25 protein-coding genes are annotated in these 21757 nt (G+C 44.5%); 22 read left to right on the top strand and 3 right to left on the bottom strand.

From position 1 onward, the window contains the following. Positions 1-19: 19 nt before the first annotated feature. The 9 genes from DFP76_RS14900 (at position 20) to DFP76_RS14860 (ending at position 6218) form a co-directional block, all read left to right on the top strand. On the top strand, positions 20-1000 hold the full coding sequence (locus DFP76_RS14900; RefSeq protein WP_113875482.1) for a hypothetical protein: 981 nt from the start codon (positions 20-22) through the stop codon (positions 998-1000). Positions 1001-1138: 138 nt separating this feature from the next. Then, a complete protein-coding gene (locus DFP76_RS14895) occupies positions 1139-1807 on the top strand; it encodes an alpha/beta hydrolase (RefSeq protein ID WP_113875411.1) in 669 nt (222 codons plus the stop codon). A 17-nt stretch (positions 1808-1824) separates the two neighbouring features. After that, on the top strand, positions 1825-2625 hold the full coding sequence (locus DFP76_RS14890; protein WP_113875410.1) for an inositol monophosphatase family protein: 801 nt from the start codon (positions 1825-1827) through the stop codon (positions 2623-2625). Between the two features lie 98 nt (positions 2626-2723). Beyond that, entirely contained in the window at positions 2724-3185 is a 462-nt protein-coding gene (locus tag DFP76_RS14885; RefSeq protein WP_113875409.1) for a DUF2489 domain-containing protein, read from the top strand. Beyond that, a complete protein-coding gene (locus DFP76_RS14880) occupies positions 3182-3553 on the top strand; it encodes a hypothetical protein (protein WP_113875408.1) in 372 nt (123 codons plus the stop codon). The genes DFP76_RS14885 and DFP76_RS14880 overlap by 4 nt, the downstream gene beginning before the upstream one ends. A 30-nt stretch (positions 3554-3583) precedes the next feature. Next, entirely contained in the window at positions 3584-4414 is an 831-nt protein-coding gene (locus DFP76_RS14875; protein ID WP_113875407.1) for a mechanosensitive ion channel family protein, read from the top strand. Between the two features lie 90 nt (positions 4415-4504). Then, on the top strand, positions 4505-5014 hold the full coding sequence (gene greB, locus DFP76_RS14870; RefSeq protein ID WP_113875406.1) for a transcription elongation factor GreB: 510 nt from the start codon (positions 4505-4507) through the stop codon (positions 5012-5014). Continuing rightward, positions 5011-5874, top strand: coding sequence for a DUF72 domain-containing protein (locus tag DFP76_RS14865; protein WP_113875405.1), 864 nt, complete (start codon positions 5011-5013; stop codon positions 5872-5874). The genes greB and DFP76_RS14865 overlap by 4 nt, the downstream gene beginning before the upstream one ends. 35 nt (positions 5875-5909) lie before the next feature. Further along, positions 5910-6218, top strand: a complete 309-nt coding sequence (locus DFP76_RS14860; RefSeq protein ID WP_113875404.1) for a YqfO family protein — start codon at positions 5910-5912, stop codon at positions 6216-6218. A gap of 9 nt (positions 6219-6227) precedes the next feature. Here the strand turns inward: DFP76_RS14860 and DFP76_RS14855 are convergent, their stop codons facing one another. From DFP76_RS14855 to DFP76_RS14845, 3 genes are all read right to left on the bottom strand, one after another. Further along, positions 6228-6773 (bottom strand): NUDIX hydrolase, encoded by a 546-nt coding sequence (locus tag DFP76_RS14855; RefSeq protein WP_113875403.1) that lies wholly within the window; start codon positions 6771-6773, stop codon positions 6228-6230. 10 nt (positions 6774-6783) lie between these two features. Continuing rightward, a complete protein-coding gene (locus DFP76_RS14850) occupies positions 6784-8040 on the bottom strand; it encodes an HlyC/CorC family transporter (RefSeq protein ID WP_113875402.1) in 1257 nt (418 codons plus the stop codon). 83 nt (positions 8041-8123) lie between these two features. Then, a complete protein-coding gene (locus DFP76_RS14845; RefSeq protein WP_113875401.1) occupies positions 8124-8891 on the bottom strand; it encodes a cytochrome C assembly family protein in 768 nt (255 codons plus the stop codon). A 129-nt stretch (positions 8892-9020) separates the two neighbouring features. Between DFP76_RS14845 and ffh the strand changes: the two genes are divergently transcribed. The 13 genes from ffh to DFP76_RS14780 all read left to right on the top strand — a co-directional run bounded on the left by ffh (position 9021) and on the right by DFP76_RS14780 (position 21741). Then, a complete protein-coding gene (gene ffh, locus DFP76_RS14840; protein ID WP_113875400.1) occupies positions 9021-10400 on the top strand; it encodes a signal recognition particle protein in 1380 nt (459 codons plus the stop codon). A gap of 177 nt (positions 10401-10577) precedes the next feature. After that, positions 10578-10826, top strand: coding sequence for a 30S ribosomal protein S16 (gene rpsP / locus DFP76_RS14835; protein ID WP_013795135.1), 249 nt, complete (start codon positions 10578-10580; stop codon positions 10824-10826). Positions 10827-10841: 15 nt separating this feature from the next. Further along, the gene (rimM, locus tag DFP76_RS14830) at positions 10842-11387 is read left to right on the top strand and encodes a ribosome maturation factor RimM (RefSeq protein ID WP_113875399.1); all 546 of its coding nucleotides are present in this window, start codon (positions 10842-10844) and stop codon (positions 11385-11387) included. A 21-nt stretch (positions 11388-11408) separates the two neighbouring features. Further along, positions 11409-12161, top strand: a complete 753-nt coding sequence (gene trmD, locus DFP76_RS14825; protein ID WP_013795137.1) for a tRNA (guanosine(37)-N1)-methyltransferase TrmD — start codon at positions 11409-11411, stop codon at positions 12159-12161. Positions 12162-12230: 69 nt separating this feature from the next. Beyond that, on the top strand, positions 12231-12593 hold the full coding sequence (rplS, locus tag DFP76_RS14820; RefSeq protein WP_113875398.1) for a 50S ribosomal protein L19: 363 nt from the start codon (positions 12231-12233) through the stop codon (positions 12591-12593). A 101-nt stretch (positions 12594-12694) separates the two neighbouring features. Further along, positions 12695-13411, top strand: coding sequence for a thioredoxin fold domain-containing protein (locus DFP76_RS14815; RefSeq protein WP_113875397.1), 717 nt, complete (start codon positions 12695-12697; stop codon positions 13409-13411). A 137-nt stretch (positions 13412-13548) separates the two neighbouring features. Beyond that, on the top strand, positions 13549-14850 hold the full coding sequence (locus DFP76_RS14810; RefSeq protein WP_113875396.1) for a homoserine dehydrogenase: 1302 nt from the start codon (positions 13549-13551) through the stop codon (positions 14848-14850). Positions 14851-14861: 11 nt separating this feature from the next. Then, entirely contained in the window at positions 14862-16247 is a 1386-nt protein-coding gene (gene thrC / locus DFP76_RS14805; RefSeq protein ID WP_113875395.1) for a threonine synthase, read from the top strand. 82 nt (positions 16248-16329) lie between these two features. Further along, positions 16330-17049 carry a 16S rRNA (uracil(1498)-N(3))-methyltransferase gene (locus tag DFP76_RS14800; RefSeq protein ID WP_113875394.1) on the top strand — a complete coding sequence of 240 codons (720 nt, stop codon included), beginning with the start codon at positions 16330-16332 and terminating at the stop codon, positions 17047-17049. A 171-nt stretch (positions 17050-17220) separates the two neighbouring features. Beyond that, positions 17221-18318 (top strand): GGDEF domain-containing protein, encoded by a 1098-nt coding sequence (locus DFP76_RS14795; RefSeq protein ID WP_113875393.1) that lies wholly within the window; start codon positions 17221-17223, stop codon positions 18316-18318. Between the two features lie 72 nt (positions 18319-18390). Next, positions 18391-20115, top strand: a complete 1725-nt coding sequence (gene recJ / locus DFP76_RS14790) for a single-stranded-DNA-specific exonuclease RecJ (RefSeq protein ID WP_113875392.1) — start codon at positions 18391-18393, stop codon at positions 20113-20115. Positions 20116-20224: 109 nt separating this feature from the next. After that, entirely contained in the window at positions 20225-21067 is an 843-nt protein-coding gene (gene folD / locus DFP76_RS14785) for a bifunctional methylenetetrahydrofolate dehydrogenase/methenyltetrahydrofolate cyclohydrolase FolD (protein WP_113875391.1), read from the top strand. A gap of 83 nt (positions 21068-21150) precedes the next feature. Beyond that, on the top strand, positions 21151-21741 hold the full coding sequence (locus DFP76_RS14780; protein ID WP_113875390.1) for a UPF0149 family protein: 591 nt from the start codon (positions 21151-21153) through the stop codon (positions 21739-21741). Positions 21742-21757 lie beyond the last annotated feature (16 nt).

Raw genomic sequence — 21757 nt, 5'->3', positions numbered from 1 at the left:
CGGTATGGAGGTGTTTATTATGTTAGAGCAGCAGACAAAATCTTATGTGATTCATTCCAGCTTGCCTGATCCTTTATCCCAACGTTTGAGATTCGAAGTTGAGCAAACATTACATGCATTATATGCCGATGTATCCTTAATTGATCAGCTTGATAGTTTGTATTTGCCTTTCGCCAATTGGCTAAGTAACAAAGTGGGTCGCCGAGAAGGACCTATGATTGTCGGCTTAGGTGGTGCACAAGGCTGCGGTAAAACTACTTTTGCAAGCATTGTTAGTCGGATCTTAGTGAAAGGGTTTGATTTGAATGCAGTTGTGATCAGTTTGGATGACTTGTACAGCACTCGTCAGGATCGATTAAATTTTGCTGATCAGACCACGTCATTATTTTCCGTGCGCGGAGTGCCTGGGACGCACGATGTCACTTTAGCGATGAACCTTTTTCAGCGTGCGCGACAATTAAAAGACGGTGAGGTGATGATGTTCCCGTGCTTTGATAAGTCGATTGATGAAAGAAAAGCCGTGCATCTCTGGAAAGAAGTTCGAGGCCCCATTGATGTGATTTTATTTGAAGGTTGGTGTGTCGGTGCGCCTGATATGAAGGGGGATCTGCATTCACCACTGAATGCGTTGGAACGTGATAGAGATAAGCAGGGCGTATGGCGACAATCTGTGAATGAGTTATTAAAAAATGAATATCGCGAATTATTTTCCATGTTGGACTTAATGGTTTGGATGCAGGCACCCAATTATGACATTGTCTATGAATGGCGTAATAAGCAAGAGCGGCTATTAGAGGCGCACTTACATGATATTCATGGTGTACTCTTAGATACTTTAGATTTAAAGGTCATGTCACCAGAAGAGTTAAAAGGCTTTATGCAATACTATGAGCGTCTTACACGCCATATGTTAGCGGTGATGCCAGAGCGAGCAGATGTACTGATGCGTCTGGATGAGCATCAAGGTGTGCAAGAGGTTCGATATCCAACCGAACACTAAAAAATGCCTTAATCGGCACGATAAGAGCATCAATATGATAGGCTATAGCGATTCGCAATAGCCTATTTTTTTGGCCAACATGTTTGAGCCATTTTTTACATATAACGCTTTATGATGCTTTTTGGGAGAGTTTAGAGAATGACAGATTTGCTGCCAGTAGTAGAAGTAGAAACCGCCGCTAAACCGGATGCTGCGGTAATTTGGTTGCATGGATTGGGGGCCGATGGTCACGATTTTGAAGCCTTGGTGCCCGCTTTGTCTTTGCAAGAGAGTTTGGCGGTACGATTTGTGTTTCCTCATGCGCCGCAACGTCCCGTGACCATTAATGGTGGTATGCCGATGCGAGCTTGGTACGATATTTTGGAAATGACGTTAGAGCGCAAAGTTGACATGGCGAACATTCAAGAGTCTGCGCAGCAAGTTGAAGATCTTATTCAAGATCAAATAAGCAAGGGGATCTCAGCTGACCGCATTATCTTGGCGGGTTTTTCACAAGGCGGTGTAATTGCTTATCAGGTGGGGCTACACACGCCTCATGTGCTTGGTGGTGTAATGGCTTTATCTACCTATTTAGTGAACAGTGATAAGGTGCCTCAGGCTGAGTTTTGTCCTAATGGAAAAACCTCATTTTTAATTCATCATGGCTCTCAGGATCCAGTCGTTGCACCGACTTTGGGGGCACAAGCGCAAGCTAACTTAACGTCTAAAGGCTATTCTGTTACTTATCAAACCTATGATATGCCTCATGCGGTTTGCCCAGAGCAGGTGCAAGATATTTCAGCTTGGCTAAATGCGCAGTTAGGGTAAAAGTGGAAGGGATTGGTATGACGTCTGAATATGAACAATGGTTGGATTTTGCCAAACAGTTAGCTCAAGACGCGGGCAAGCTCATCGTTGAGGCTCGTGAAAAGGCGATATTTGATCGAAACTACAAGTTGCATCATGAATTGGTGACCTCGACAGACATTGCGGTGGACGCCTTTATATGTGAAAAAATTGCGGCGATGTTCCCGCAGCATAAAATTCTTTCAGAAGAGTCTTTTCCTGCGCTAGATGTTAATCAATTGATCGAAGATGTCCCTGTTTGGGTGATTGATCCGATTGATGGTACGGTCAATTTTGCTCATGGTCACCATCATGTGGCAGTTTCGATTGGTCTGTTTATCGGTTCAGTGCGTATTTTAGGTGTTGTTTATGCACCGTTTTTAGCTGAGTGTTATTCTGCTTTGCGAGGACAGGGTGCATATTGTAATGGTAAAAAGCTCGCTGTTTCCGGGGCATCAACTCTTCGTAATGCCTTAGTGGCAACAGGTTTTCCATATCAAAAAACATCGTTACCAAATTTGATTGAGCGTTTAAGTCGAGTGCTTCATGCGTGTCAGGATGTAAGACGAAATGGGTCCGCAGCATTGGATTTGTGTTGGGTAGCCGCGGGTCGATTAGATGCTTATTACGAGACAGTGAAGCCTTGGGATATGGCGGCTGGTGCTTTAATTGCGGAAGAAGCTGGTGCTCGGTTGGGATATTTTGCAAAGCCTCAGGTGGTTTGGCCCGAGGCTGTTAATGGTGAAGGGTTGTTGGTCGCGACGCCCGATTTGTTTGATGATTTAAAGGCTCTGCTTTAATGAGTTAGCGACAAGTGTTCTTTGGAATGTCACCCCGTTGTTATTTGATTGACATAATAGGGTGTTTTATTTGTATAGATTAAGTTTGAAGGTTTTGTATGTCTCTTACCGTATTTTTCTTAGTGTTATTCGCTTGCGTTGTTGTGATGGGGTTTTCGCTTTGGTTCATTCGCCAACAATTGCAGGCCAATCAATTGAGAGCGGAGCGTATTCAAGCGGGTGAGGCGCGTTATCAAGAAGAGCGTCAGAAAGCTGTGGACAGTATTCGAGTATTGTTGAAAGTCGCTGGTACGGATGAAGTGAATTGGATTGAAGCAAGTATTCGAATTAAAAATTTATTAGATAGGCTGAGTATTGATTTATCTGAGCACGAAGATATTTCGGTCTTTTATCTGGTAACTGAGAAAACCGAACATATTCCAACCCATGAACAATGGCGATCTTTGCCGAAACAAGCTAAAAATAAATTTCAAAAAGAGATGGATGGTTATGAGAAGGCGCATTTAGAAGACCTGAAAAAAGCCAAAACCTCTCTGTTGGCGTTTGACTTTTCGGAATGATGTTAGAGCTGTTGCTGTCTGCGTTTGTTTTCTTTGTTCTACTGATGGGCTTGATGATGTTCTTTGTTCGTCATCAGTCTAAATTGCCTTATTACAGACAAAGTCAGGCGGATTGTGTCGCTATGTTAGAAAAAGCGCTTGCCGGAAATCTACCTGAGTTTGAGTGGCATGCTTTTATTGGTTTGAGTATCCGTGACAATGAAAACTTAGACACTCTTCGGGAGCGATGTTGCTGGATTGATGAATTCGAAACGAAAGGAACTCAGCTAGTAAATGGTCGACTTTGTGTATCTTTTAGTAACGAAGGACGGAAAGAATTAGAAAAATTGTTGGATGAGTGGCAGCATAAAGCAGATTATTTGGTCTGATGAAACTTTTTAAGGATAGGGTTTAGTATTATGAATGATATACAGGCGGTATTTGATCAGGGTGCTGAGTGGATGCCTTGGGTTATGGACAGCGCGCTTAATTTAGCCGTTGGCTTGGTTATTTTCTTTGTGGGTAAATTTATTGCGGCAAAGATTTCAGGTTGGTGTGAAAAGCGTTTACTGAAATCTTCCGTAGACAAAGCGGTAGCAGGTTTTGCTTCAAGCATTTTATATGCCTTGATGTTTGCTGGCGTTGTGTTGATGGCGTTGGGACAAATTGGAGTGGAGACGACCTCTTTTATCGCCATTCTAGGTGCCGCTGGTTTGGCTGTTGGTTTGGCTTTACAAGGCTCATTGTCTAACTTTGCGTCCGGTGTGTTGATTATTCTATTGCGCCCATTTCGCTCGGGTGATTTTGTGGACGCGGGCGGTCAAATGGGAACGGTGAATCGTATCGAGCTGTTTCATACCCATCTAACCACACCGGATAATCGTGTCATTATCGTACCTAATTCGGCGATAATGAACGGTGCTATTGTGAATTTTTCTCGTGAATCGACTCGTCGTTTAGATCTCGTGGTTGGTATTAGCTATGATGCGGACATTCGTTTGGCAAAGCAGATTATGGAAGAGATTGTCGAAGCTGATGAGCGTATTCTGAAGGATCCTGCATGTGTGATTGCCGTTGCAGAATTAGCAGACAGTTCTGTGAACTTTAATCTTCGCCCTTGGGTGGCATCAGCAGATTATTGGACAGTACGTGCGGATTTGTTGGAAAAAATCAAATATGCCTTTGATGAGCGTGGTGTTGGTATTCCTTACCCACAAATGGACGTTCATGTGCACAAACAAGAATCTTAATTTTTTTACCAATTAAGATTAGAATGCCGCTAAGTATTTTTTGCTTAGCGGCATTTTTTATGGTCGCTGTTATTCATTTGAGGCTTTTACATGAGTCGTTATCGACCTCCAGCACCACTTAAATCGAATTATATTACCTATGAGGGTTCGCAAATCTTATTAGCGGAGCTCAAATACCTGTGGAAAGAAAAACGTCCGGCCGTGACAGAATCGGTTCGTGAGGCCGCGGCCCAAGGAGATAGGTCGGAAAATGCAGAATACATTTATGGCAAGAAGCAGCTACGAGAAATTGACCGTCGAGTGCGTTATTTAGAAAAGCGTTTGGATCATTGTAAAGTCGTTGATCGCATTCCAGATGATCAGAGTAAGGTGTTTTTTGGAGCTTGGGTCACATTAGAGGATGAGGCTGGTCAACAAGAGTGTTTTCGTATTGTTGGGCCTGATGAATTGGATCATCAGGCAGATTACATCAGTATGGACTCGCCAGTGGCAAAAGCTTTGCTGAAAAAAGAAGAGGGGGATGAGGTCACGATTCGTCGGGCTCAAGGGGAAAAACTCTACTTCATTGAGCGTGTTGAATATCGTCCGGTCAATTTATGACGGTTTTGTACGGCATGGCGCAGTGGCAGCATCCGGCTTGGATCGATTGGCTGTATTCGTCTGCGGTGCCTGGCGGTGAGCGACTGGCAGAGTATGCCAACGTTTTTTCCTCGGTGGAGGTGGGCAGTACATTTTACGCGCCAGTAGCGGATCAGCAATTAATGCGTTGGTTTCAACAAGTCGGAGCGGAGTTTCGCTTTTGTTTTAAAGTCCCGCAACAGATTTCTCATGCTTCAGCACAGCGCCCATGGCAAGAAGTGCGCAATGATTGGTTAGCTTTTCAGCAAACATTAAGCCCGCTTGTCGCTAAGTTAGGGCCTACTATGTTGCAACTTCCTGGTCGATTAGCAGCGGAGCGTTTGCCATACATTTTAGCCTTAATGGACGAGTGGCAGTTGAGCACACCCTTGAGTGTTGAGGTTCGCCATTTAGACTTTTTTGATAAGGGCGAGCGCGAAGCGGCTTTTTTGAAGGCGTTGTCTGAACGTCAAGTTAATCGAGTTGTCATGGATTCTCGCCCTGTGTTTTCAACGCCTGCTTATAATGAAAGTCTTTTGGATGCTCAACAAAAGAAGCCAAGAGTTCCTTGTCACCCCGTTGCGACGGCAACTACTCCCATCGTTCGCTATATTGGTCACCCTGATCTGCCGAGTAATCATGTTTGGCTGGATCAGTGGGCAGTCAAAATAAAGCAATGGTTAGAAGAAGGCTTAAGCCCTGTTGTGTTTGTGCATTCTTCCGACAATATTGCTGCGCCAACATTGGCGTCTTGGTTGGATGATAAGCTAGTGGCTAATGGCGCTTTGCCTTGTAAGCAGCTGATTCTGCCTGATACGTTAGAGCAAATGAGTTTGATTTAGTTGTTAATGCCGTATTGGAAATAAAGGAAGTGGGTATGTATTCGTTAGTATTTTATGTTCCAGCAACACATATTGAAGCGGTAAAGAGTGCGGTTTTTGCTGCTGGTGCTGGTCGAATGGGAAATTATGAGGCGTGTTGTTGGCAGGTGCTTGGACAAGGGCAGTTTTGCCCTCAAGATGGCGCTCAACCGTTTCTTGGTAACGTGGGTGAAGCTGAGCAGGTTGAAGAGTATCGAGTGGAGATGGTGCTCTTGGAACAGTACAAAGAGGCGGTTGTTGCCGCTTTGCGTTTAGCTCACCCCTATGAAGAAGTGGCTTATCATTTAATTCGAGTTGAATCTTAAAGTGTTTGTTTAATCTGGTACAGAGTTAAACAGAATGACGTCTTCGTGAAAACCATATTGTCCTTTTTGGTGGTCTTCAATAAAGAACTCAAGTGTTTTCGTGACACTGCTAAAGGCTAATTCTTCCCATGGAATGTCTTTCAAGTCGAAGAGTGCGACTTCTGAGCTCTCTTCGGTTGGGTGAAAGTCGTCCTTTTCCAATTCAGCAATATAGAAAAGGTGCACCTGATTAATTCTTGGGATGCTGATCATGCTAAAAGCTTGCTGGCATTTGGCTACCGAGCCGGACTCTTCTAATGTCTCGCGAAGAGCGCCTTCGCTGGTGGTTTCTTGGTTTTCCATGAAGCCAGCAGGTAGGGTCCAAAATCCAAATTGTGGTTCTATGTTACGACGACATAGGAGGATTTTGCCTTGATAGAGTGGAATGGTGCCAGTGATCAGTCTTGGGTTGTCATAATCGATATGAGCGCAATGCGGACAGACTGCTCGTGTGCGGTTATCACCTTGTGGGATGGTCATCTCAACTTGGTGACCACATTTAGGGCAGTATCTCATGACGTATCCTTTACCGCTTTAACTGAAGTTTGGCGAATTTCACAACCTTGTCTTCAATTTCTTGGATTTCAATTTGGTAGTGGTCTACCCAAAGACTGATCGGGTGTTCAGGGATAAACTCAAGTGTTTCAATGATTAAACCGTTTAGGGTTTTTGGTCCATCGGTCGGCAAGTGCCAATCTAGTGCCTTATTGATCTCTCGAATGTGAGTGGAGCCTTCAATACGGAAGGAGCCATCATCCAGTGCTTGAATCTCTTCTTCTTCGTCTTGGGTTGGCGGTGTGAACTCGCCAACAATTTCTTCAAGAACGTCTTCTAATGCCGCTATGCCTTGAACGTCACCGTATTCGTCGACCACGATACCCATCTGTTGATGGTCTTTCTGGAAGTTTAGAAGCACTGTGTTGAGTGAAGTGCTTTCCGGGATAAAGTAAGGTTCAACGGTTGCTTTAAGTAATGCCGCTTTGGATGGTGTTGGGTCGCGTAAGAACATGGCAGCATGACGAGCGTGAAGAATGCCAATGACTTTATTAATCTCGCCATTGTAAACAGGCATTCTAGTGTGGCGTGTTTGACAGATTTGCTCAATGATCTCTTCGATTGAGTCTTCAATATCGATACCAACAACGTCGTTGCGTGGAATCATGATGTCTTCCACAGAGACTTTTTCTAGATCTAGGATGGAGATCAGCATGTCTTGGTGAGCGGCAGGAATTAAACCGCTCGCTTCATTTACTACGGTTCTCAGTTCTTCTGAATCTAGTGTGTCTTGGTTGCTGTGGTGAGCTTGCACCCCAAACAGACGTAGCAATCCATTGGACAAGGTGTTGACGAGCAATACTAATGGGTAAAGTAATTTTAGGATGACAGCCAGTACCCATGAAAATGGGAAGGCTAATTTTTCTGGATGCAAAGCCGCAAATGTTTTTGGTGTGACTTCAGCGAAGATAAGAATAACTAAGGTGAGTGCCGCAGTTGCAATGGCGACACCAGCGTCTCCCCATAATCTTACCGCAATAATGGTGGCGATAGCGGAAGCTAGGATGTTGACAAAGTTATTGCCAATTAAAATAACGCCAATAAGACGATCTGGACGTTCAAGTAAAGAACTGACTTTGATCGCTGATTTATGTTTGTTTTTCACAAGATGCTTCAGTCGATACTTGTTTAAAGACAGCATGCTTGTTTCTGAGCTTGAAAAGAAAGCAGAAAATAGAATGAGAAAAGCCAGTATTCCGCCGAGGATACTTAAGGGAACTTCGTTCAAAAAGGGAGCGCCTCAATAATTTAGATTGTGGAATTATTAGTTCTTACGAACCGACTGTCAAACATACTTTGTGAATTCGGCCATTATTGCAATAGGATTTGTAATGCAATGCGACTACCAAAGTAGCCTAGCATTAATAGGAAGAAGCCACTAAGGGTTAATTTGACGGCCAGTTGTCCGCGCCAGCCAGCTAAATGTCGACCAAGTAACAGCCCTGCAAACACGAACCAAGAGGCGATGGTGAAAAAGGTTTTGTGTACTAAATGTTGGGCAAACATGTCTTCTATAAAATAGAAGCCGGTAAGTATGGTGATGGTCAATAGAATAAAAGCGGCCCAAATGAATTCAAACATCAAGCTTTCTAAAACTTGAAGCGGTGGGACGCGCAGCAATTGTTTTAGTTTGTGGTGTTTAAGTTGGTATTCTTGCATGGCCAGCAAAATCCCAACTCCACAAGCAGTGGCAAATAGACTGTAAGCAACGGAAGCGATAAGAATGTGGGCACTGGTGCCCCATGAATTGCTGTGAAGCTGTTTCAAATCCCAAGGTTCAATGGCATTGAGTGCTAAAATAATGGCACTAAGAGGAAAAGCTGTGCCGATTAGCAGGGATAAATCTTTGTCTCTGTTGCTAAACCACAGCAAGGTATTGCCAATTAAAGCGATTAATAAGCCAATGGTTAAAAAATTGAAGCCATCACGATTAAGCAATAATTGCATTAATGAAAAAGTGTGTGTCGCAACGGCAAGCGCCCCAATCAGCTGTGTGAAGCGGTTGTGGGGGCGAAAAAAGTAAACCGCACCAGCAATTAAGCAGGCTGTGCAAGCTAACCAAAGCGATATTTGAGTCATGAACTAGGATGTCCGCTTAGTAAAGGTATAGGGTGATAATCATTTATCCGTTATAATAAAACCAATTTCACCTTGGATAAACTGATAGTGTCAGTTTTTTTCCATTTTTGAGCCAAATTCGAGGGCAATATGTTCGACAGTTTATCAGAACGCTTAACCTCCTCCCTTGATCGAATTCGAGGAAGAGCTAAATTAACCGAAGACAACATTAAAGATGTGTTGCGTGAAGTGCGCATGGCCTTATTAGAAGCTGATGTGGCACTTCCTGTTGTCAAATACTTTATTGCGGCCGTAAAAGAACGCGCCGTTGGTACGGAAGTTTCAAAAAGCCTGAGTCCTGGGCAAGTTTTCTTAAAAATCGTTAAGCAGGAACTGGAAGCGGTCATGGGGCAAGCCAATGATGGCTTGAATCTGCGTGTAGCGCGTCCAGCTGTCATCTTAATGGCGGGTTTGCAAGGGGCGGGTAAAACAACCTCAACGGCTAAACTGGCAAAGTATTTAAAAGAACGTGAGAAAAAGTCCGTTTCTGTTGTCAGTGCCGATGTGTATCGTCCAGCAGCGATCAAACAGTTGGAAACATTGGCCAATGAAATTGATGTAGATTTCATTCCGAGTGATTTGTCACAAAAGCCAATCGATATTGTGAATAATGCGATTGATTACGCTAAGAAAGCCCATAAAGACGTTGTTATTGTCGATACCGCAGGTCGTTTAGCGATTGATGAAGACATGATGGCCGAGATTAAGTCGCTTCACGGGGCGATTAATCCAATTGAGACCTTATTTGTTGTGGATGCCATGACGGGTCAAGATGCCGCAAATACGGCCAAGGCGTTTGGGGATGTATTGCCACTGACCGGTGTCGTTTTGACGAAAACCGATGGTGATGCCCGCGGTGGTGCTGCGCTGTCTGTGCGTCACATTACCGGTAAGCCGATTAAGTTCTTGGGTGTTGGGGAGAAAACTGACGCTTTAGAGCCGTTCCATCCAGATCGTTTGGCATCTCGAATCTTGGGCATGGGCGACATGTTGTCCTTGATCGAGGAAGCCGAGCAAAAAATTGATAAAGACAAGGCCGAAAAGCTTGCTGGTAAATTAAAGAAAGGTAAGGGCTTTGACCTAGAAGACTTTAAAGAGCAGCTGCAGCAGATGAAAAACATGGGCGGTATGAGTTCCATGTTGGATAAGCTGCCAGGCATGGGGCAGTTAGGTAATATTCAAGATCAAGTGGATGACAAAATGTTTGTGCGTATGGAGGCTTTGATTAATTCCATGACGCCTGCGGAACGCCGCAATCCCGATGTGATTAATGGTTCTCGTAAGAAACGTATCTCGACCGGTGCGGGCTTGCAGATCCAGGATCTGAACCGATTGTTGAAACAGCACAAACAAATGCAGAAGATGATGAAGAAGTTCAGCAGCAAGGGCGGCATGAAGAAAATGATGCGTGGACTGGGCGGTATGATGCCTGGTGGCCTTCCTGGCGGCGGCGGATTCCCTAAGCTGTAGCACTATTTAGTTGTTTTTACAGGCATTAGCAAAAAAAGTGCCGATTTTATTGAAAGGGCGAGCAATTCGCCCTTTCGTTTTGCTAGTTTATCGACTAGAATATGCCGCCTTCTTGTAGTATGAGTCAAAAATCGACTCGGCAAGAGGTGTTTCGTTAAGCAATAAGGAACCAATCATATGGTAACTATTCGTCTTTCTCGTGGTGGCTCTAAGAAGCGCCCATTCTATCACTTGAACGTGGCTGATAGCCGTCGTGCTCGTGATGGTCGTTATATCGAGCGCTTGGGTTTCTTTAATCCTGTTGCTCGTGGTCAAGAAGAACGTTTACGCGTCGATTTAGATCGTGTAAATCACTGGGTTAGCCAAGGCGCTCAGCTATCTGACCGTGCTGCTCAGCTTGTTAAAGAAGCTAGCAAAAACGCTTAATTCAGAGGTAGTGCTATGTCTAAAGTAAAGCAAGCGGCCGCTCCTGAGCAAGCCCTTGTGGTTGGACGCATTACATCTGTTTATGGTGTTAAAGGGTGGGTGAAGTTGTATTCGCACACCGACCCAATGCAAGGGATCTTTGATTACAAGCATTGGTGGTTGAAAACCCCAAGTGGGTGGAAAACTGTAGAGTTAAGCCAAGGTCGCTTGCAAGGGCGAGGTTTGGTGGCATCGGTGAATGGCTATAATGACAGAGATCAAGTTAAAGAGATCTGTGGTTTGGATATTTACATTGATGCACAGGATCTTCCTGAGTTGGATGACGGTGATTATTACTGGAGTCAGCTAGAAGGTCTAAGGGTAATTACCAAAGAGGGTGTCCTCTTGGGGAAGGTTTCGCAACTTATGGAAACCGGTGCGAATGATGTTGTGGTTGTCAGTGCGTGTGAAGGCAGTTTTGATCGTGAAGAACGCCTGATTCCTTACGTACCAGAAACTTATGTTCTAAACATCGATTTGGAGCAAAAGGAAATGGTTGTTGATTGGGATCCGGAATTTTAACTAACAAGCTGAGGTCATCACGTGAAGGTAAGCGTTATATCGCTCTTTCCGGAAATGTTTCAAGCCATTACCCAATACGGTGTAACGGGCAGAGCCATTAAGTCTGGGTTGGTTGAGGTGGATTATATTAATCCCCGTGATTTTACTCAGGATAAGCATAAGACTGTGGATGATCGACCTTACGGTGGTGGTCCTGGGATGTTGATGAAAGTTCAACCTCTCAAAGATGCGATTGAGTGCGCTAAGCAAAAAGTGCCCAACGCAAAAGTTATTTTTTTATCCCCTCAAGGGCGTACACTGACGCAAGAAGGTGTGCAGCAACTTGCTAAACAAGCAGAATTTATTCTGGTAGCAGGTCGTTATGAAGGCGTCGATGAGCGTTTGATTCAATCTGAGATTGATGAAGAATGGTCGATCGGTGATTTTGTCCTAAGTGGTGGTGAGTTGCCGGCTATGGTGCTAATGGATTCTGTCTTTCGGATGGTGCCAGGAGTGCTAGGAAAGCAAGCTTCAGCAGAGGAGGATTCGTTTGCTGACGGTTTGTTGGATTGTCCGCATTATACTCGCCCCGAAGTGCTTAACGGTGAGCCTGTGCCACCGGTACTACTTAGCGGCAACCATGAGGAGATAAGGCGCTGGCGATTAAAGCAGAAGCTCGGAAGAACTTGGCAACGCCGGCCAGACCTTTTGCAGAACCTTGAGTTGGACAAGGAACAGCAGAAGTTGTTAGAAGAGTTTATTCGCGAAACTGAAGATTCAACCTCGGCAGAGTAGGAATTGCGAGCTTATCAGATAGAAGAACCTTCGGACTGATAAGAAACCATATTATTAGGAGTCACATCCATGAGTAATAAAACTAAACTGATTCAGCAATTAGAAGCTGAACAGATGACAAAAGAAGTCCCAGCATTTGGTCCTGGTGACACGGTTGTCGTACAAGTTAAAGTTAAAGAAGGTTCACGCGAGCGTCTACAGGCCTATGAAGGTGTTGTAATCTCTAAGCGTAACCGTGGTCTAAACTCAGCATTTACTGTTCGTAAAATTTCGAGCGGTGTTGGTGTTGAGCGTGCTTTCCAAACATACAGCCCATTGGTTGAGAGTGTTGAAGTGAAACGCCGCGGTGACGTGCGTCAAGCTAAGATCTACTACCTACGCGAGCGTTCTGGTAAATCTGCACGTATTAAAGAGAAATTGGCTAAACGCTAATTTATCTTCCTTAAAAAGGCGACGTAAGTCGCCTTTTTTTGTGGAACTAACTCCCTTTCGTATGGCCTAATAGAGACAATTCATTCGTCTTTGAGGTTTTCATGAAACACACCTTTTCCTTCTTGGTCCGTGCATTTTGTATTGCTGGGCTCATGCTTCCTTTTAGTTCTACTTTTGCTGATCAAGACCAAGTTCGTCAATCCCTACAGACAGCGCTACCTCAATATACTATTGGCTCGATAGAATGGCATGAACCGGCGGGTATGTACTCAGCGGAAGTGGAAGGTGGTCCAACCCTTTATGTAACAAAAAATGCTCAATACTTTATTGTCGGTGATTTATATCGTATCGATGCAGATGGTCTGGTGAACGAAACCGAACAAGCTAAACGTGCTAGGGTGGAATCTTTGCCAGAGTCTGACATGGTGGTGTTTAAGGCAGAAAATGAAAAAACACACATCACCGTTTTTACGGATGTTGACTGTGGTTATTGTCGTATGTTGCACAACGATGTCCCAAGTCTGAATGAAATGGGAATTACGGTGCGCTATTTGGCCTATCCAAGAGCCGGTATCGGTTCTTTTTCTTATCGCAAGATGGTCAGTATCTGGTGTTCTGATGATCCTAAAAAGTGGATGACGGAAGCGAAAACTGGTGCTGATGTGCCTGAAAATAAATGTGTGAACCCTGTAGCGGATCAGTATCAGTTAGGGAATGAGCTGGGGGTTCGAGGCACGCCGACCATTATTTCTAAAGATGGTGTGTTTCTGCCAGGTTACCTGCCACCAAAAGAGTTGGCCAGTAAGCTTGGGTTATAGTCTTATTGCAAAATATTCCACTTAACATGAGTCTAGTTCAGCCTTTTCTTCGTTGGGTTTATGTGGTTCAGGCGTTATAATGAAGCGTTTTAGTGGCGAAATAACAAATAATTAAATCATCTCTGTGGGGTAACGTTTTGAAACCGGTAAAAGTCGGAATTTGTGGGCTGGGAACAGTAGGATCCGGTAGTTTTAATATTCTTTTGAAAAATGCAGAAGAAATTACGCGACGTGTTGGACGTAGCATTGTTATTGAGCAGGTGGGTGCTCGTCGTGGCAATGATGCATGTGATACCACAGGTATTAACGTAACACGTGATATTTTCGACGTGGTTAACAATCCAGAGATTGATATTGTTCTTGAATTGATTGGTGGCACCAGTGTCGCGAAAGAATTGGTGATGACGGCGCTTGAAAATGGTAAGCACGTTGTGACAGCGAACAAAGCTTTAATTGCTGAGCACGGCAATGAGATTTTTGCAAAAGCACAAGAAAAAGGCGTCATTGTTGCTTTTGAAGCCGCGGTTGCAGGTGGAATTCCTATTATTAAAGCGGTTCGTGAAGGGCTGTCTGCTAACCGCATTGATTGGTTGGCTGGCATCATCAACGGGACTGGCAATTTCATTTTGACCGAAATGAGCGAAAAGCAGCGCAACTTTGATGATGTTCTTGCTGAAGCTCAGGCGTTAGGTTACGCCGAAGCGGATCCAACGTTTGATGTAGAAGGCATTGATGCCGCTCATAAGCTGACCATTCTTGCGTCCATCGCGTTTGGTATTCCATTACAGTTTGAAAAAACGTACACCGAGGGAATCAGTCGTGTCACGGCTGAAGATGTCGCTTTTGCGGATGAACTTGGTTATGCGGTTAAACATTTGGGTATTGCCCGCCGTACTAAACTGGGCATCGAATTGCGTGTTCATCCGACTTTGATTGCTCGTAAACACTTATTGGCGAGTGTAAATGGTGTGATGAATGCCATTATGGTTCAGGGTGATGCGGTTGGTCCAACGTTGACATACGGTGCAGGTGCTGGGGCTTTGCCAACCGGCTCTTCAGTTGTTGCGGATGTGATTGATGTGGCGCGTACGCTGACAGCAGATCCTACGAATCGTGTGCCGCATTTAGCATTCCAAGCAGATGCCTTGTCTGATGTTGAAGTGTTGCCTGTCGAAGAAATTGAGTGTGGTTTCTTCCTTAATATGACGATTCAAGATCGTGCTGGTGTGTTGGCAAACATTACACAAATTTTATCTAATAATGGCATCAGCATCGAATCTTTGATTCAGCGTGAGCGTGAAGGCAGCGAGCTTGTGCCTTTGGTCGTTATGACTCATGAAGTAAAAGAACGCAATATGAATGCTGCGATTGCAGCTATTGAAGCCTTGCCGGACGTTGCCGGTTCTGTGCAGCGTATTCGTGTCGAAAACTTGGCTTAAGAGAGAATTATATGAAATACATTTCAACTCGTGGTAAAGCACCGGCCTTGTCGTTCGGTGACGTTTTATTGGCCGGTTTGGCAAACGATGGTGGCTTGTATGTGCCAGAAAGTCTGCCTCACTACAGTAAAGAAGAGATCGCTTCTTGGGCCAGTTTGAGCTATCAAGATTTGGCCTTTAAGGTCATGTGGCCATTTGTTGAGGGAGACATCCCGCAAGACGCGTTTAAAACCATGATTGACGAGGCGTATGCGAGCTTTAATCATGAATCCATTGCGCCAATGGTTCAGGTGGGTAACAACGAATGGGTATTGGAATTGTTCCGTGGCCCAACTCTAGCGTTTAAAGATTTTGCACTACAGTTGTTAGGCCGCTTAATGGATTATGTGTTGGCTCAGCGTAACGAAAAACTGGTCATCATGGGGGCAACCTCTGGTGATACAGGTTCAGCGGCGATTGAAGGTTGCCGTCACTCAGAGCATCTAAACATCTTTATTTTGCACCCTTATCAGCGTGTTTCTGAAGTGCAGCGTCGTCAAATGACAACCGTGATTGATGACAATGTTTTCAACATCGCGGTAAAAGGTAACTTTGATGATTGCCAAGGTATGGTGAAGTCCAGCTTCGCTGATCAGTCTTTCTTGAAAGGTGCCAAACTGGGTGCGGTAAATTCGATTAACTGGGCACGCATTATGGCTCAAATCGTTTATTACTTCTCTTCTGCTTTGGCGGTTGGTGCGCCACACCGTAAGGTGTCTTTCTCGGTTCCAACGGGCAACTTTGGTGATATCTTTGCAGGTTATTTAGCCAAGCAGATGGGCTTGCCTGTGGATCAGTTAGTGGTTGCGACGAACCAGAATGACATTTTGCATCGTGTCATTGCTGAAAACGACATGAGTCGCCAAGCCTTGAATGTTACCTTGTCACCCAGTATGGATATTATGGTATCGAGTAATTTTGAGCGTCTTTTGTTTGATGCTCACGGTCGTGATGGTGCGGCAATTGATGAATTGATGGCACGCTTTAATCAAGGCGATGTGTCGTTAAACGATCAAGCTTGGTCTTATGTGAAAGAAAATTTTGACAGTTATAAAGTGGATGACAAACGTACTTGTGACGTCATTGCAGAGGTTCATGCGAGTACCCAGTATTTGTTGGATCCGCATACGGCGATTGGCCTAGAAGCGGCTCGCCAATGCTGGAAGGATAAGTCTGTGCCTATGATTACTCTGGCGACAGCGCATCCTGTGAAGTTCCCAGAAGCGGTGGAAAAAGCGGGCTGTGAATCGCCAAGTTTGCCAGAGCACATGAAAGACTTGTTTGAGCGTGAAGAGTCTTATTCTGTGTTGGACAATGAGCTGGCGCAAGTGCAGTCTTTTGTCGCTGATCGCATCTAAATAAAGTCGTTAATTGCCTTGTTATCGCGGTCAAGTTTTGACCGCGATCCTTTCCCCCATCTTTTAGTTTAAACCTTATTATATGAACCTGATTTTATTAGAGCCTGCCTTGAGTTTGTCTGAAGGGCGTTACGCACTGACGGAACGTCAACAATCGCATATTAATCAAGTGATTAAGGCGGAATCGGGAGAAGTGCTACGAGTAGGTTTGTTGGGCGGTGATTTAGGAGAAGGTGTCTATCAAGCAGCCAATGCGGATGTGCCGGCACACATTCATTCCTTGCAACTTACTCAAAAGCCACCGAAAGCCTTACCTATGGTATTGGTCATGGCGTTGCCTCGCCCTAATATGTTGAAGCGCACTTTGCATAATATTACGGCAATGGGGGTTAAAGAACTGTATTTGATTCACTCATCCAAAGTAGAGAAAAGTTATTGGCAAAGTCCTGTGTTGCAGCCAGATTCCATTCAGAAAATTTTATTAGAAGGCTTAGAGCAAGCCAAAGATACCGTCATGCCAAGCATTACTATGGTGCCAAGATTCCGCCCTTTTGTGGAAGACCAATTGCCACATCTATTAAGTGGTAAATTGGGTTTGTTGGCTCATCCATATCAGGCCAGTGCTTGCCCAGTGGATTTGCAGGAATCCTGTGTATTGGCCTTGGGGCCAGAAGGCGGTTGGAATGAATTTGAAGTGAGCAAGTGGCTAGAAGCGGGTATGTCGAGTGTGCATTTGGGCGAGAGAATTCTGAAAGTGGAAACGGTTGTTCCTGTTCTTTTGTCTCGCTTATATCCAGCTTAATTTTAGACTTTTTCTTTAATTTCTTAACCTTGCCGATATATAACTAAAAGTCGTTTAATTGTTCTTATTTGTAACTAAAGTGCTTTTTGAGAAGAGGTATTTAAAGCTTTAGGGTAATATCTTTCTTAAATAACCTTAACAAGATTAAGGGTAATAAGTCAGGGTTACGGCATGCCAGATAAAGATTCAACTGTTTTACAGCGACCAACAAGTTTAAAGGCAAAACTTAATTTTATTACTCGCTTTTATGTGGGTGATGTTTCTAAGTTGTCTTCAGATGATATACGTCGAGTGCTGATCATTAATCTGTTTGCTAGTGTTGGTATTCTGTTTACTTTTCCATTGGGTATTGCTTCGTTTTTTCAGGGTAAACTCATGTTAGGTACGGTGCTATTAAGTACTGCCTTTTTGTATGCTGCTAATCACCTTTATCTAAGGCGTACTCATCATCACGCCGTGTCCGGCAATTTTGTTATATACCCCTTGTATGCCTTAATGCTGTATCTGATTTACACGGGAGGCGTAAATGGTACTGGGCATGTTTGGCTTTTTTGTGTTCCTGCGGTGGCGTTGTTTTTACACGGTTTAAAGAAAGGGCTAATTGAGCTTGCCATCTTTACTTTGGTTTTAACTGCTCTGATGTTTTGTACGGATAATCATTTTTTAGAGTTTGGTTATCACCCGTCGTTAAAGTCTCGGATCCTATTTGCCTTTGCGGTTGTTGTATTTTTATCCGGTATTTATGAATTCTCCATGTCTCGGTTTAATGATGAATTAAAACGTACGTCGGCTAAACTAAAATTGGTAGCTTATACTGATATGCTAACCAATCTCTTGAATCGCCGCGGTATTTATCAAAAACTTGAGGAACGACAACAAGCTCATTTGTTGTTGGCGGATGTGGATTTTTTTAAACGTATAAATGATGAATATGGACATGATGCTGGGGACTATGCTTTAGAAAAAATAGCCCAAATTATGGCATCAGGTTTACCAAAAGGCGCCTTGTCGTCACGTTGGGGAGGCGAGGAGTTTCTTCTTGCCGTATTTGATTGTTCATCCCATGAAGCCTATCAAATCGCAGAGAGCATTCGTCATCAAGTAGCTGATTATGAATTCAATTATATGGATCAACATTTCCGCATAACGTTGAGCTTTGGGATCGCAACTATGAACGAAACGGTTTCTTTGCGTGAAGCGATTACTCTGGCAGACAGTCATTTATACAATGCTAAGCGTGCTGGTCGAAATCAAACTCGTAATGACTAATTTAGCGGTCTTTTCCTGACTTAAATTAATTCGTGTTATTCTTGCGCCTCAGTGATTTTCTTTGAGTGACTTATGCGTATCGAGCGTCGTCTAGTGCCGTCGGCACCCAGCCAATTTCCTACCAATATGCCTGCCAGTTTACAGCGTATTTTTATGGCGCGAGAGGTCTTTAGCAGTGAGCAAATTGACTACCGTTTACCTCATTTATTGAGGCCAAATGCCTTGTTTGATTTGTCTAAAGCCGCCGCTATTTTAGCGGATGCCATTGTGGCTGGTGAAAAAATTCTGATTGTCGGTGATTTTGATGCGGACGGTGCGACCAGCACTAGCTTAGGTATTTTGGCGTTAGAGGCCATGGGCGCGGTGGCCCCGACGTATTTGGTGCCAAATCGTTTTGAATTTGGTTATGGGCTGACGCCAGAAATTGTGGCGGTTGCTCAGCAACATGCGCCTGATGTTTTGGTTACGGTTGATAATGGCATTGCCAGTATTGATGGCGTTCAGGCTGCCAAATCTCACGGTATGAAAGTGGTGGTAACGGACCATCACTTGCCGGGTGATGAACTGCCAAACGCGGATGCAATTGTGAATCCTAATCACCCTAATTGTCAGTTTTTGAGCAAAAACTTGGCCGGTGTTGGGGTGATTTTTTATGTCATGTCAGCACTGCGAGCAGAGCTGAATCAGCGCAATTGGTTTGTTGAACAGCATATTCCAGAACCTAAGATGGCTGATTTCTTAGACTTGGTGGCGCTGGGGACAGTGGCGGATGTGGTGCCACTGGATAACAACAACCGAATCTTAGTTCAGCAAGGCATTAAGCGGATTCAAGCTGGTTTGGCGCGTCCTGGCATCTTGGCGTTATTGGAAGTGGGGCGTCGTGATTATCGTCAGCTAAAAGCGTCAGATCTTGGTTTTGTGGTAGGGCCAAGGTTGAATGCAGCTGGCCGATTGGATGATATGTCGGTGGGCATTGAGTGTTTGTTGGCGACTCAACCACATCAAGCACAACTGTATGCTCAACAATTAGATCAGTTTAATCGTGAGCGCAAAGCCATTGAGTCTGATATGAAAGAGCAGGCAGAGTTACTGCTTGAATCATTATTAGACGATGAACAGAGCATGCCTCATGGTATGTGTTTTTATGATGCAGATTGGCATCAGGGAGTGATTGGCATTCTGGCCTCCCGCATGAAAGAAAAGTGCCACCGTCCAGTGATTGCTTTTGCTCGTGTCGGTGAGGATGAGTTAAAGGGTTCAGCTCGTTCCATTCCAGGTGTTCATATCCGAGATGCGTTGGATCTTTTAGCTAAGCGCTATCCTCAGTTATTAAGCAAGTTTGGTGGCCATGCGATGGCTGCTGGCATGTCCATTAAGGAGTCTCATTATGAGGCTTTTCGATTGGCGTTTGATGCCATCATAGCCGAGTGGGTAACAGCGGATCAGTTAGAAGCGCGTATTATGACGGATGGTGAATTAGCCGCCGAAGATTTCAGTTTAAGCTTTGCTGAATTGGTTAGGCTATCTGGTCCTTGGGGGCAAGCGTTTCCTGAGCCTTGCTTTGATGGCGTATTTGATGTGTTGCAGCAGCGCCTTGTCGGAGAAAAGCATTTAAAACTGATGGTGCGAGAGCCGAACAGTGGCTTGTTGCTGGATGCGATTAGTTTCTTTGTGGATCTGGATAAATGGCCGAATGAAAAAGCCAGCCAAGTGCGTTTAGTATACAAGCTGGATATCAATGAATTCCGTGGTCAGCGCAACTTACAATTGCTAGTGGATTACCTAGAAGCGGTTTAATGACGTTTAAATTTGCTCAACAAATACCGCCATTGGTTGCCCATCGAATGCAAACTTGAGGTACAATGTGCCTCCCTCAAACATCACCTAATTAAACTGGAGTTCATTCATGACAGCATTGGTTCTTGATGGCAAATTATGCGCCAAAGAAACCGAAACTCGCTTACAGGCTCAAGTGGCGGAGCTTAAAGAGCGTACTGGCGGCACCCCGATTTTAGCGACTATTTTGGTTGGTGCTGATCCTGCATCAGCGACGTATGTAAAAATGAAAGGCAATGCTTGTCGTCGTGTTGGTATGGATTCAATGGCCATTGAACTCGACGAAACCACCACTACTGAGCAGCTATTAAGCAAGATTCATGAGTTGAATGATAACCCTGATGTGCACGGTATTTTGTTGCAACATCCGGTACCAGAACAAATTGATGAGCGTTTGTGTTTTGATGCGATTGCAGCACACAAAGACGTTGATGGTGTGACTTGTCTTGGTTTTGGTCGTATGGCGATGCAAGAGCCCGCTTATGGCGCGGCCACACCTGCCGGTATCATGCGCCTGTTAGCTGAGTACGATGTGAACTTAGAAGGTAAGCATGTCGTGGTGGTTGGGCGTAGTCCAATTTTAGGTAAGCCTATGGCCATGATGATGTTGAATGCCAATGCGACAGTGACCATTTGTCATTCTCGTACACAGAACTTGGCTGAATTCGTCAAACAAGCTGACGTCATTGTCGGTGCGGTTGGTAAGCCAGAATTCATCAAGGCTGAATGGATTAAAGACGGTGCTGTAGTGGTGGATGCGGGTTATCACCCTGGTGGTGTTGGAGACATTGAACTTGGCCCTCTTACTGATCGAGTGTCAGCTTATACGCCTGTACCTGGCGGTGTTGGCCCAATGACAATTAATACGCTTATTTTGCAAACCTTAGAATCTGGTTTGAAACAACTGGCCTAAAACGATAGATTGAACGACCAAGCCGCACTGTCATAGGTGCGGCTTCTTTTTTTAAGCAGAGTAGAGATGATACGAGGTAGGCTATGTCTACAGAAATGTTAAAAGACGCATTGGATTTTGATCTCATTGCGGACGTGTTTGTGTCGGAGTCTATTACGGCATCACCAGCAGAATTGCATGGTCAGTTATGTGGCTATTTAGCCTCAGGAGTGACTTTGCCACTAGAAGATTGGCTCGCCATGGTGGTGGAGTTTTGTGATATCGAAAGCTGGAAAGAAGACGCCAGTCGAGTCGCCATTGTTGACTTATATAACGCTACTTTAACCTTATTCCAAAATGGTGAATATGCTCTTGTTCCCAGCATTGCTGATGACGATGCCGAATTATGTGAGCGTGGTGTGACTTTGTCTCAATGGGCTCATGGTTTCTTGGCAGGCTATGGTTTGTCTGGTCAGAAAAAAGACTTATCAGAAGAGACCAAGCAGATATTACGTGACTTCGCTAACATTTCGGGCATGCAGTCTGAAATGCGCAGCCTAGAAGAGAACAATGATAATGAAGCGGATCTGACCGAATTGGTTGAGTACGTTCGTTTGTCTGCCATGATGATGTACTCAGAACATCATGATATTAATCCAGATGCCGATCATTCGAAGCAAAATGCGCTTCATTAATACCCAGTTAATGGAC

It is taken from the genome of Marinomonas aquiplantarum (assembly GCF_003314975.1).
GTDB lineage: Bacteria > Pseudomonadota > Gammaproteobacteria > Pseudomonadales > Marinomonadaceae > Marinomonas > Marinomonas aquiplantarum.
The sequence above is the reverse complement of the archived record's forward strand: the minus strand, read 5'-3'. Positions and strand labels throughout refer to the sequence as shown.

Coding starts and splice junctions, on each gene's coding strand:
- thrC (WP_113875395.1), top strand. CDS start 14,862: ATGAAATACATTTCAACTCGTGGTAAAGCACCGGCCTTGTCGTTCGGT.
- DFP76_RS14780 (WP_113875390.1), top strand. CDS start 21,151: ATGTCTACAGAAATGTTAAAAGACGCATTGGATTTTGATCTCATTGCG.
- greB (WP_113875406.1), top strand. CDS start 4,505: ATGAGTCGTTATCGACCTCCAGCACCACTTAAATCGAATTATATTACC.
- DFP76_RS14860 (WP_113875404.1), top strand. CDS start 5,910: ATGTATTCGTTAGTATTTTATGTTCCAGCAACACATATTGAAGCGGTA.
- DFP76_RS14845 (WP_113875401.1), bottom strand. CDS start 8,891: ATGACTCAAATATCGCTTTGGTTAGCTTGCACAGCCTGCTTAATTGCT.
- DFP76_RS14875 (WP_113875407.1), top strand. CDS start 3,584: ATGAATGATATACAGGCGGTATTTGATCAGGGTGCTGAGTGGATGCCT.
- DFP76_RS14880 (WP_113875408.1), top strand. CDS start 3,182: ATGATGTTAGAGCTGTTGCTGTCTGCGTTTGTTTTCTTTGTTCTACTG.
- DFP76_RS14890 (WP_113875410.1), top strand. CDS start 1,825: ATGACGTCTGAATATGAACAATGGTTGGATTTTGCCAAACAGTTAGCT.
- rimM (WP_113875399.1), top strand. CDS start 10,842: ATGTCTAAAGTAAAGCAAGCGGCCGCTCCTGAGCAAGCCCTTGTGGTT.
- folD (WP_113875391.1), top strand. CDS start 20,225: ATGACAGCATTGGTTCTTGATGGCAAATTATGCGCCAAAGAAACCGAA.
- DFP76_RS14800 (WP_113875394.1), top strand. CDS start 16,330: ATGAACCTGATTTTATTAGAGCCTGCCTTGAGTTTGTCTGAAGGGCGT.
- DFP76_RS14855 (WP_113875403.1), bottom strand. CDS start 6,773: ATGAGATACTGCCCTAAATGTGGTCACCAAGTTGAGATGACCATCCCA.
- recJ (WP_113875392.1), top strand. CDS start 18,391: ATGCGTATCGAGCGTCGTCTAGTGCCGTCGGCACCCAGCCAATTTCCT.
- ffh (WP_113875400.1), top strand. CDS start 9,021: ATGTTCGACAGTTTATCAGAACGCTTAACCTCCTCCCTTGATCGAATT.
- DFP76_RS14895 (WP_113875411.1), top strand. CDS start 1,139: ATGACAGATTTGCTGCCAGTAGTAGAAGTAGAAACCGCCGCTAAACCG.
- DFP76_RS14815 (WP_113875397.1), top strand. CDS start 12,695: ATGAAACACACCTTTTCCTTCTTGGTCCGTGCATTTTGTATTGCTGGG.
- DFP76_RS14865 (WP_113875405.1), top strand. CDS start 5,011: ATGACGGTTTTGTACGGCATGGCGCAGTGGCAGCATCCGGCTTGGATC.
- DFP76_RS14885 (WP_113875409.1), top strand. CDS start 2,724: ATGTCTCTTACCGTATTTTTCTTAGTGTTATTCGCTTGCGTTGTTGTG.
- DFP76_RS14795 (WP_113875393.1), top strand. CDS start 17,221: ATGCCAGATAAAGATTCAACTGTTTTACAGCGACCAACAAGTTTAAAG.
- rpsP (WP_013795135.1), top strand. CDS start 10,578: ATGGTAACTATTCGTCTTTCTCGTGGTGGCTCTAAGAAGCGCCCATTC.
- rplS (WP_113875398.1), top strand. CDS start 12,231: ATGAGTAATAAAACTAAACTGATTCAGCAATTAGAAGCTGAACAGATG.
- DFP76_RS14900 (WP_113875482.1), top strand. CDS start 20: ATGTTAGAGCAGCAGACAAAATCTTATGTGATTCATTCCAGCTTGCCT.